The organism is Acinetobacter rongchengensis (assembly GCF_003611475.1).
Classification (GTDB): domain Bacteria; phylum Pseudomonadota; class Gammaproteobacteria; order Pseudomonadales; family Moraxellaceae; genus Acinetobacter; species Acinetobacter rongchengensis.
In genome coordinates this window covers 1-10,026 of sequence record NZ_RAXT01000075.1, presented here as the reverse complement: position 1 = coordinate 10,026, position 10,026 = coordinate 1, and the positions used below count along the sequence as shown (strand labels likewise).

Sequence of the window (10,026 nt, the reverse complement as noted above, 5' to 3'; positions counted from 1 at the left end):
TATCGATTTATCATCAGATGAGATAGAACTCAAAGCAGCTGAAAAAAAAGAACGTAGCGTCTTATTGCAATCTGCATCCACAGAACTAACTTCAAAATTCAGAGATTGGTGGAAGCAAGGTGAATATCGATTTAGATTCGAAGCAGACGGTAATCATTTTAGAATATGGGTTTCTGATGACAAACGTCCTGAAGATATTGAATTAGAAGGAAGAAGTACGGGATTACAATGGTTTTTGAGCTTTTACTTAACCTTTTTAGTTGAAAGTAAAGATGCCCATAAAAATTCAATATTATTATTGGATGAACCTGGTCTATCCCTTCATCCTTTAGCACAGAAAGATTTATCATTATTTTTTGGTAACTTGTCTAAAACTAATCAAATTTTATATACCACACACTCTCCATTTCTAGTTGATTCCAACCATCTTAATCAGGTAAAAGCCGTATATATTCAAGATGATGGTACCACAAATATTTCTTCTAATCTTAGAGCAAATGAGGGCAATCCTTCTCAAACAAAATCAATTTATCCAGTACATGCTGCCTTAGGTTTAAGCGTGTCAGAAATGTTATTCAATAATTGCACCCCTGTATTAGTAGAAGGTCCTTCAGATCAAATTTATTTATCAGCAATAAAAACCTTATTAATTTCTTTTGGAGAGTTAACACCCAAAAAGGATATAATTTTTATTCCATCTGGAGGAACCCGAGGAGTCAAACCTATTGTAAGTCTTTTAACGGGAAAAAATGATGAACTGCCAATTGTTTTATTAGATGGTGACACTCAAGGTTCAAAAATGGCAGAAGCTCTGAGAAAAGATTTGTACCAAGACACGCCTAATTCAATTTTAATAGTTTCAGAAATTATAGGAATGGATCAAGCTGAAATTGAAGATTTAATACCACCATCAATAATGAAAAAACTTTCAAGATATCAATTGCGTTCCAATGATCCAGATTCCGATTTTGAAGATTATTATGCTAAAGACTTACCCATTCTTAAACAATTGGAAGAGTTTGCTGTTACAAATGAAATTATGCTTGAGAAAGGATGGAAAGTTGAGTTCGCCAAACTTGTAAAAAATCATTTACTCAAAATTTCACGAGACAAAATTTCTGAAGATACTATTAATATATGGAAAACTCTTTTTTCTAAATTAAATTAAGCTATCACTTATTTCTATTAGCCGAATTAATGTGATTAATTCGGCTATTTTCTTTTATAAATTAGACTGTTTTAAATTCCTGAATTGACTAAACCCCACCTTAAATTTATCATTCAATAGCTGACCTACATCGTCAGTCGGTTTTGACAGACCGTATAGCCAACACACTAAAAAGTTTATCTTTTTGGTGGGTATCCCTGCGTGCCCCCTCTGCGGCGGAACGGGAGGGGGACACCTTCGGGTGTGCTGAGCTTTGGCTATCAGTCTGTCAACCCCCTTTCGTTTCGCCACCATTATTTGACAGTAATGCGGTGAAACTTCTTTCATAGCCAAAGGAGTCATACCCATGACTAAGTTTTTTCGATCTTTATTGTTTTTCTTAAAACGATTTTCTATTCCCTTGTTGCATTAGCAGCATTCATAAATTTTTGCTTATTTGACTGATCTGAACGCTATCTAGCCTTGGAAGGCTTTGTTGCATCTACACTTTAGTCCATTCAGCAAAATTGATAACGCATCAAATAACACAATAAAAAATTAGGGGAAATGATGAAAATTCAAACTTCACTTGTACTCATCTCAGTTGCATTAATGGTTTCAGGTTGTGCCAGTAAAACCGAACGTCAGTTTATTAGTGGTTGTAAAACAGGTGGCATTGATGGCAGTACCTGTTCATGTATCTACGACAAACTTGAAAATAAATATGGAGAAGATGGACTTAAAGAAAATCTCTATACCTTGCAGCAAACTGAATCCTTCCAAAGAGATATGGTCAATATTTCCTATCAGTGCATGAAGGAGTAGCCATGAGAACACTTGCAGGCATCATCTGCGTGATTGCAGTGATTTGCTTTTTAGGCTTGCCATTTATTGGCTTCATGATCGTGATGGGAATTTTTATTGCATTGGCAAAGTTTGCAACTGGGGGAAAGTAAATGAATTCAAATATTAAATCATGGGTGATAAGTGGCTACTTGTTGATTGGTTTTTTCTTTGCCATCTATCAACACTTTTGGGGTCAATATAACTATAAGCCATTTACTTACAACTTGGGGCAAGGCTTAGTGTGGCCTGCGGTGATGTTTCCAACGGTGGGGAAAATCGTTGGTGGCATTTTGATTCTATGTTTGGTCGGATTTCTGACCATGCGTTCTAAGTAAGTGGGTAGCTAGAATATGAAAAAAATATTTCCAACGTTGGTACTTTCGACCTTGCTCATAGCATGTAGTCAGAACAATCAACCCACTCAAATAGATGAATCAAACGCTGCCCATCCAGCCAACTCAAAAAGCCCTGATACTCAATCAATCTATGCTCCTTATACAGAGGAGGCAGTTAAAGCCAAACTCAATGAAATGCAGATGATTATTGACAATGGTCATGTCTATTTGCCTGCTGAGGTCAAGGAAGCGGAGTCTTATATCAATGGATGGAATAAGTATCCTGATGTGCTTAAAGCCATGATGGAAACTGACCTTGATCCAAACAACACTCAAGAAGTTGCCGACATTCCGCTTGAGGATGAATCTGCACTCGTTAGCGATCTAAATGTTAAGGCTCGCATTAGTGCTAGAGAATCTCAATCTGCTTTTAATGTACAAGGGGCAATTGAATATATTATAGAAATTCAATCGACCAGCGATCAGCCTTTTGTTCTACAAGGTATGAAAATTAATCGTGGTCGTTGTGGTTATTACACTGCTGACTTTCATAGCAAGATGCCTGTACAAATGAGCTATAGCTCTACTGTATCGTACTTGTTGAAATGCCGTGGTGATCAGGTACTTGAAGCGGAATTAATCACTGATCAAGGCAATGTGAGTTTGACATTTTAAATGGTTATTTTTAATCAGGAAACACGGCAAAAATGCCGTGTCCCACACTACTAGATCACATCTTTATTTAGCTTATTGGCTTTAATAAAGTCACTTTGATAATCATTTTTCTTAGAACGAATACTTCCATAAGTAATTTTAATTTTAGTATCTTTCTCATTATTTACATTTTTAACACTCACGATAACCGAATGTTGATCAGTTTTTCCTGTCTTTATAATTTCATTTTCATAGCCTCTTTTTCTAAATAAATCACTAACATATTTCATAAAGCTGTCTACACTGTAATCAGGATTTTTTTTGATATAAAATCGATAAAGCAATAAAAACAATGCTGTTGGTAAAGATAAATTTTGTGCCAATAAATAAGGTGAATCTACTTCTTTCTGTAGTGCTGAAAGTGATTTTGAAACACTTACAGTTTGTTTAATTTGGTGCATTAATGTAGATAAATCTGATAAGGTATGACTATCATTTTTCAATAAATTATCTTTATTTTCAATTACTAAATTTACAAAATTAATAGATAATTGCACAGAAAGCTGATTAAACAAATCCACAATATCACTATTTTTATTGATTGGAACATCAATACTCAAAACAGCTTCTATGTCCCCCATTACTATGTTTTTTTTATTCAAAATTTGATAATTAGGAGGAAATTTAGTAAGGCGATTAAAAGGCAATAAATGCATGATATTTTTTAGTTGCTCAATTAAAAAATTCATATTTAAAGATTTACTGTTCACAACTAGTGAAGTCAAAATATACAAATCAACAAAATAATCTTCCACAGAATAAAGAGAAATTAGCGCACTTAAATTATATTTCCTCACCAGTTCTTCAATTTTGTACATCTCTCCTTTTCTTGACAAATGATTATAGAATTTTAAATAGAAAGCCTTTTCCACGCTTTCATCTGTTCTGAAATATTTAACGCTTGGTCGATATTTATAATCATCAGAACACTGTATTTTCCACCACCCATAGCACAATAACTCATAAATCATTGCATCATAAGGATGCCTATTCAAAAAAATTGAATGGTGAGTTTCAGAATCTTCAACATATCTTTCAAAAATTTGAGCGAATGAAAGCGTTGATGAAATTAAAACACTAATTTCCTGATTTATCTTCACAAAATCTTTGTAGCCGTATAAGGCATTGTCTTCAAGATGATTTTTTTCAAATTCATTTAAGATCAATATTTTTAATCTAGAAAGCAAAAAATCTTTAAGGACAGGTACTATTTTTTCATCAATAGCACTCTGCATCGTCTGTGATATTTCAAGTTTCATATATGCAATCAGAATAGTGTGGAGCTCTTTTTGTGACAATACACCTTTAGGACGACACAATACTTACATGGATTCAAAAAGAGGAGGAAAAATCCATGCCATCAAATATACATCAAGATATTGAAATATATCGATTACCAAAAGTCACCGAATTTACAGGCGTAAGTCGTTCAGTCATATATGAAAAGATAAACGAAAAATCGAAAAGTTACGATCCGTATTTTCCCAAACCCATCAAACTCAGTTCCAATGCAGTAGGTTGGTTTAAGCATGAATTAGTTGATTGGCTTGAGTTTAAAGCTAAGCAACGTACCTGTTAACTTTCAAAATCGACTTTCAACTGCGAAAGTCGATATTTCTGAAGAATAGATGAAATGGATTGTCGGAATTATGGTTCTCATATTTTTCAATAATTTAGGATTTTATATTTAATTAATAAGTACTAATAATCAATATATTCTATTGATAAATAATACATTTAATTAAATTCATTATTCATCCAACAACTCTTCTAAAACCTACATCAAACATATCACGACTCATACCAAGGCTACCCCATGCCTTGGTAGGGATTCACTTACTTAAAATTTACCTGAAAGAGCATTATATGAACACAGACCTAAACCCATATCTCATGACTCAAAATGAAAAAAAAGTAACGATGGATGTTGAACCAATTACGGATCATGCTGAACCTAAAGAATTTAATGAGGAAGAGGCTTACAAGCAAATTGAGTTCATTTGTCTCGTACACCACGTAAAGAAGAGTGGTAATAATCCTGTCTATCGTATTCATTTAAAAAGACAAGATACATTTGTTATTGTACTTAAAAACATTCATGATTCACTTAACCGTATTGATCCTTTCTATATGGAAGATGACACATGTACAAGTCCCGAAGCGGACTTATGTCGAAAAATATTCAGAGCTGTTCTACCACAACATATCCTTGCTGATCGTCAAACTGACTTTTGGCATAAAAGTCAAAGTGATCTAGTCGCTATTGCACCTCAACAATTTGTATTTAAAGCTGAATTGATCAATGTACTGTGCCATCAACTGAGCTATGCCATAGCGAATGATGAAGACTACAAAAAAGCGCAGCAATTACGCCATGCGAAAAGCTTAAACCAAAGACTGAAAGCCAAACAGCTTATTCGAAAATTGATTCATAAGTTCAGTAAATTATTGGTAATCAGAATTGATTTTGCAATTTATCGAGAATTTAAAATCACACTTGAGCTTCTAAAAAATTACCTGAGAATGTTCATTAAACAACTCCATACCCCAAATAATGCAGTTCCCCCAATTGTCGGTTTTATTTGGAAATTAGAATATGGGATTCAAAAGGGCTATCACTATCATTTTATCTTTTTTATGGATGGCAATATCTATAAGCAAGATACCTACTTTGCGGATCTACTTGGCAAATTATGGAAAAATATTACCCAGAACAAAGGGTCTTACCATAGCTGCAATCACGATAAGGCTTTTTATCAAAAACTTGCAATTGGGACACTTGTGCATAATGATCAGGAAAAAATTGACGCACTAGACCAGTTAGTTGTCAACTACCTCACTAAAACCAGTCAATTCATCATCGAAAAGAGTCAAGTCAAACAACGGACTTTTGGCTATAGCACTCGCAACCTTGAAAGAAGCAATGTTGGAAGACCCCGTAAGCTTCTCCTAGAGACCATAGTAACTTAATTCAAAATATTCAAATCATGCTCTCAGTCAGCCTTAGAGAGCATTGCTTCCCTATTTAAAAAACGAGATTACAATGAACATGTCAATGCAACCTACCAATACGACAGAAAGCATCAATCTACCTTATTTTTGTATGGGTGAGTTCAACCTATTCAATATGCAAAGCGTTTCGGAAATCGCTACGAATCCGAGTTATTTGCCTTTCAAGGAAAAATTTAAAAAAATCAGTCGAATCTCTACTCAATACTATGTCAGTAATACTCCGCATACAGATCATGTATTTGAACTACTACTGAGCTTTCAACCAATTAATGTTCAATTACGAGAACACTCACTATTCAAAATCAGTCAAAGTGTAAAGGCTGTGCATCAGGCATATGTAAATTTGGGCTACAATTCGGATAGACCTATTAATCCAATGCTGCTACACAATGAATACTATGTTGAGCAGATAAAACCTGTTGTAGATACATTCATATATGAATTGAAAAAGCATTCAACCAGTAAAAATGCAATCGCTGATCGTGATAAGCGTATTGCATTAATCAAAGAAATACGTAAAGAAAATGTACCTGTGATGAAAAAGTTATTCAAAACTCATCAACAATTTAATCTAAATCATTTTACTTATGTGTTCCACATGAATGAGCATGAACTGTTTAAAGCAAATAAATCTGTGGAAAATGCTTTGACCCAAAAAATGCGCAGCATCATCAATCAGTTTCATGAAAAACATCAATCAGAAATTTTAGCATTATTTTTTTGTATACAACGTGATTTATCTGATAACTATGTCTTAAATGTGTATTGTGCGACAGAGCAAGAATGCCAGCCTCTATCAATGAAAGATTGCATCAACTTTCGTGATAATGGCACTCTTAATTTTGCACCACTTTCGAAGATCACCATGAGTATTTTTGAATTTCAAAATTCAATGAATATTCAAGGTGTAGACGGTATAAATGAAAAGATATGGAAAGTCATTTTTGGACAACAAGTTGAAAAATACAAATATGTCTATTATGAATCTGAATTCGTATCACCAAAATTCATCTACCTAGAGTGTGATAGCAAAAATTGACGAGGAAGGGCTTTTGCCCTTCTTTTACTTTCCTAGATTCCTAAAACTGTTTGATATGGCTTGAATCCCTCCAATACAACAGCAGCAACTAAGTTATTAAATGGCTCACTATTGCCATACGCCATCCATTGATCCAGAGCCTCATAGTAGGCTAAACGATTTTCGACAGTAATCACACTCGGTGGATAACCAGCTTTCATCAACTCAAGATTCATCAATAATCGAGATGTACGTCCATTCCCATCCACAAAAGGATGGATACCCACAAAATCAGCATGAACTTTGGCTGCTCGCTCAATTGGATGCAATGTATGGGCTTCCATGTTATACCAATCTATAAATTGAGCCATCTTGTCATTGAGTAATGTGTGATCTGGAGGATTGGTGGTAGCACCTGAGATTAAGACATTTTGCTGACGATATCGTCCTGCATTCTCATCATCAATATTTTTTAAAATCAATTGATGAATATTACGAATTTGCCACTCTGAAAACGGTTCTTGTTTTTTAATAATATCTTCAACGTACAAAATTGCATCACGATGATTAATCGCTTCAAAATGCTCCCTTAACGCCTTCCCACCTACTGTAATCCCCTCTAGAACAACTTTAGTTTCTAATAAGGTTAAGGTATTACCTTCGATCGCATTCGAGTGATAAGTCCAGCGTAAGATCAAGTCTTCATGTAGATTTTTAACAATTGCAGGTGAAAGAGGTCGATGCTGATCTAATTTAGCTTTTAAATCATCAATGATCTCAAACATGGTTTATCTCTACAGATGTAATCAAATGATCATACATGAAAAAGTCATAGCAATGAAATCTGACAGCTACAGCATCACATTGATGTATAATAAGAATGGTTCTTCAAATGCTAATCTAAATTTTTTATAGGCTGGGGGACGATTGGGGGATCAAATAAAATTAATTATTTTTTATTTAAATATTATCAACAACTTAGTATTTAAATATGATTCCCTCTCTCGCCATTTTCAATTCTTACAATATCTCATGATGTACTCAAAAGCTTAAATTTAAAGGATTTAGGCTTTCTTTATGTCTGATACGATCTACTTTATCTGTAGCAATCTCGATATAGTTGGGGGTATAACAAATTACCCCCAGTCTGTACGGGGTATCGCTTAAAATGCTGACAGATACTCAAGTTAGAAAAATCATACGTTACAATACTACAAAGTCATTAGAGAAAAATCGCTGTAACCTATTATTCATCAACTTTTCTGGTTCTTTCGACAATAATATATTCATTTGGAATAACAATCTGTTTTTCAATATTTTTAACCTTGTACGAGACCAAGGTGTTTTTACCAATACCTTGAAATAACACTTTTGCATCCTTAAAAATAAAGGTCTGCTGTTCTCTTAACTCTTGAGTTGATGTCTTTGATACATCCATTAAGTTGGCATAAGGTACTTTAATATATAAGGTTGGTTTTTCTATTCTTACACCTGTTTTCTGCATCGTATAATCTAAAAATACCTTCCCTATATCACCAATAAAGAACATAGGAACGAGTGGTATCAAAATAAGAAAAAATGCGATTTGTATACTGTCTTTAATATGCAGTTCTAGCCGCTTTAATTTGGCTTTTGCAAATGTTTTGAGATTTTCACTTGCATATGGATCATCAATAATCTCTTTTAAGTTGTCAAACTTGTTACTAAACTCTTTAATCTTCTGTCGATTCAGATAAAACGCATAATAAAATAAGGAAATAAAGCTTGCTGTAATCGCAACATAAAGGCCGATTTTCCAATCCAACAACAGCAAACCACGGATCATATATACAAAATATATGGATGCAGCTAATGTAAGTATGCTGATTTTTGGAAATGGAAGCTTTTTTCCAATTCTGATATGTGGTGGTAAATATTTATCAATCGTACTAAAGATCATATACACCACTGGCATTAAGGAGATACCAAAGATAAATAGGACGATACTTAATCCAGTATAGACAATAGAACACGCAACAAAAATCAGCAAAAAAATGAGGGTATCACCAACGCTAATTTCCGAAGGGATATAGCCAATCGTTAAAAGGTAGGCAACTAAGCACAATATTCCTATCGCGATAATCGCTTTTATGGCGGTCAGTACCACATCATGCCACTGACTAAATTGATTTAAAAATCTTGTTGTTAAGTCATCCATTCATTATCTAGCCAAGTTTTTAGAATACGATTTAAAAGTAGCTTAATCTAAATATATACGTAAACCATTATCGCTAATATTCCAAAGTTATTTACAGCTCTTAAAGCTCCCCTTCGAATTATTTTTAAAAATGTCTATATCCTAAGCTAAAGGCGTTGTGCAATCACTCTTTTACGTTTTGAAGTAAATAGATACATAACGTTGCATATAAAAATGCAAGTCACTATTTCAATTATCATTTTCTTGAATTAGTATCAAATCATAAAAGTTCTCATCAATTTCAAGGAGCGTATAACAAATTAAAAAGAAATATCATATAGATGCAATATTCCTTAAAGATAATCAAAATGCCTAGCTCAACCCAGTAGCAACTCAAGCAAGTGAATAACATAAAACTGATATTCGGGAGTGATGATGAATACCAGCACCAATTATGTAAGACAAGTTAAAAATGCTAAACGTGGTGGATATACCCCAACTATTGCCAAAGATGTCAATAAACATAAGATTCAAAAGGCAATTCGATTGATCGAAGAATGGAGAAAGCTTGCAAACGAATTAAAACCTCAAATGCAAATCGATATGGCAATTACTTTAGAAGAATGCGCACAAGATTTAGATCATATTTTAAGGAGTAAATAAGTCTATATTTTGATGTTATAGCCAATTTACTCATTCAACTCACTATACTCATAAGGCTTACTTGTTAAGCCTTATCCTTTGCAAGTCTCTTTCTTATTTTTATTTAAAAAATCAT

General features: G+C 33.7%; 12 protein-coding genes. 9 read left to right on the top strand and 3 right to left on the bottom strand.

The genetic code is table 11. From position 1 onward, the window contains the following. The 5 genes from D7V20_RS17605 to D7V20_RS17585 form a co-directional block, all read left to right on the top strand. A partial coding sequence (locus D7V20_RS17605) for an ATP-dependent nuclease (RefSeq protein ID WP_147395806.1) occupies window positions 1–1,168 on the top strand: 1,168 nt, incomplete at its 5' end. A gap of 549 nt (window positions 1,169–1,717) precedes the next feature. Continuing rightward, window positions 1,718–1,972, top strand: a complete 255-nt coding sequence (locus D7V20_RS17595) for a hypothetical protein (protein WP_032027709.1) — start codon at window positions 1,718–1,720, stop codon at window positions 1,970–1,972. A gap of 2 nt (window positions 1,973–1,974) precedes the next feature. Continuing rightward, window positions 1,975–2,103, top strand: coding sequence for a hypothetical protein (locus D7V20_RS20345; protein WP_264783091.1), 129 nt, complete (start codon window positions 1,975–1,977; stop codon window positions 2,101–2,103). Further along, window positions 2,104–2,328 (top strand): hypothetical protein, encoded by a 225-nt coding sequence (locus D7V20_RS17590; protein WP_120385263.1) that lies wholly within the window; start codon window positions 2,104–2,106, stop codon window positions 2,326–2,328. It abuts the gene before it with no gap. Window positions 2,329–2,343: 15 nt separating this feature from the next. Next, on the top strand, window positions 2,344–3,003 hold the full coding sequence (locus D7V20_RS17585) for a hypothetical protein (protein ID WP_120385262.1): 660 nt from the start codon (window positions 2,344–2,346) through the stop codon (window positions 3,001–3,003). Between the two features lie 50 nt (window positions 3,004–3,053). Here the strand turns inward: D7V20_RS17585 and D7V20_RS17580 are convergent, their stop codons facing one another. Next, window positions 3,054–4,301 (bottom strand): hypothetical protein, encoded by a 1,248-nt coding sequence (locus D7V20_RS17580; RefSeq protein WP_120385261.1) that lies wholly within the window; start codon window positions 4,299–4,301, stop codon window positions 3,054–3,056. Between the two features lie 95 nt (window positions 4,302–4,396). Between D7V20_RS17580 and D7V20_RS17575 the strand changes: the two genes are divergently transcribed. The 3 genes from D7V20_RS17575 (at window position 4,397) to D7V20_RS17565 (ending at window position 7,093) form a co-directional block, all read left to right on the top strand. Further along, entirely contained in the window at window positions 4,397–4,621 is a 225-nt protein-coding gene (locus tag D7V20_RS17575; RefSeq protein ID WP_032027713.1) for a helix-turn-helix transcriptional regulator, read from the top strand. Window positions 4,622–4,908: 287 nt separating this feature from the next. Continuing rightward, window positions 4,909–6,012, top strand: a complete 1,104-nt coding sequence (locus D7V20_RS17570) for a YagK/YfjJ domain-containing protein (protein ID WP_227554133.1) — start codon at window positions 4,909–4,911, stop codon at window positions 6,010–6,012. Between the two features lie 73 nt (window positions 6,013–6,085). After that, on the top strand, window positions 6,086–7,093 hold the full coding sequence (locus D7V20_RS17565; protein WP_120385260.1) for a hypothetical protein: 1,008 nt from the start codon (window positions 6,086–6,088) through the stop codon (window positions 7,091–7,093). Window positions 7,094–7,125: 32 nt separating this feature from the next. On the opposite strand, the gene D7V20_RS17560 is transcribed toward D7V20_RS17565, so the two are convergent. Beyond that, complete coding sequence (locus tag D7V20_RS17560; protein ID WP_120385259.1) at window positions 7,126–7,857, bottom strand: Fic family protein; 732 nt, start codon at window positions 7,855–7,857, stop codon at window positions 7,126–7,128. A gap of 461 nt (window positions 7,858–8,318) precedes the next feature. Then, a complete protein-coding gene (locus D7V20_RS17555; RefSeq protein ID WP_120385258.1) occupies window positions 8,319–9,269 on the bottom strand; it encodes a hypothetical protein in 951 nt (316 codons plus the stop codon). A gap of 414 nt (window positions 9,270–9,683) precedes the next feature. Between D7V20_RS17555 and D7V20_RS17550 the strand changes: the two genes are divergently transcribed. Further along, window positions 9,684–9,911: a hypothetical protein gene (locus D7V20_RS17550; protein WP_120385257.1), complete on the top strand. Its 228-nt coding sequence runs from the start codon at window positions 9,684–9,686 to the stop codon at window positions 9,909–9,911. Window positions 9,912–10,026 lie beyond the last annotated feature (115 nt).